This is a genomic window from Piscinibacter defluvii (genome assembly GCF_004011805.1).
Lineage (GTDB): Bacteria > Pseudomonadota > Gammaproteobacteria > Burkholderiales > Burkholderiaceae_C > Piscinibacter > Piscinibacter defluvii.
This window is the reverse complement of record NZ_RCHJ01000126.1, coordinates 1-818: the sequence shown is the minus strand read 5'-3', so window position 1 is coordinate 818 and position 818 is coordinate 1. Positions and strand designations below refer to the sequence as shown.

General features: G+C 58.7%; 1 protein-coding gene. It reads right to left on the bottom strand.

From position 1 onward, the window contains the following. Positions 1 to 348: 348 nt before the first annotated feature. Positions 349 to 818, bottom strand: a 470-nt coding sequence (locus tag D9C15_RS33845; protein WP_205854986.1) for a hypothetical protein, incomplete at its 5' end; no start/stop codon positions are given.

Below are 818 nucleotides of genomic sequence, written 5' to 3'. Positions count from 1 at the left end.
TAGCATGTCCACCGAGGAGCCGTCACCGGTCACGGTTCAACAGCGAGCGGGACATCGCCAAGTGAAGGCTGTACCTCCCCATTCCTGGACGTCGATGCCCAGGTGCCGCTTGTACCAGGCGCGGAGTGCCACCGGGTCTTTGGCGTTGAAGAAGATTCCCCCGATGCCAGTGACTCGCTTCATGTGAGCCTCCCATCTTGCGAGGAGAACAAGCGCTACGCCTCCGAGGCCTAACGTTTGAGCTGAGCTGCGAGCGCCGGTGTGGCGCTTGGCCGGCTGGACGGATGATGAACCACTCCGGGAAGCCGGCCAAGTGCCACGCCGGCGCGAGTCGGCTCGAGCGAAGGGTTAGGCAGCATTCTTCTTGCGGCTAGCGACGGCCTTCTTGGCGTTCTTCGAGAGATCCATGCCCTTGGCGCGCATGGTCGCGATGGCACTTCTCGCGATTACCTTGCCGGGTTGCGTACTGAGCTTGCTCGGGTAGTGAAGAATTCTGCAGTTCTTAGATGCGAGCGTCTTCAGCTCGTTTAGCTGATGCTCATCCAAGAAGACGTGACCTTGGTTGACATCGAACAGCACAAAGTAGTGGGGCACCGAGTCGTATCGTTCCTTCAGCTTCTGAACGTCTCGACGGCATCCCAAGTAAACGGTCTGTGGAGATTCGGACTGAAACTTGATCTCCACCACAACTTGTGGCTCGGATTCAGAGGATCCAAGAACAAGATCTGGAAAGTGCTTTGTGTTGTCTGCCGGGCTCCCGCGGCGATGTCCCGGAGTCTGTTGAACGCATGAGCTGAGGTGGCGGCTCCTTCGACCCG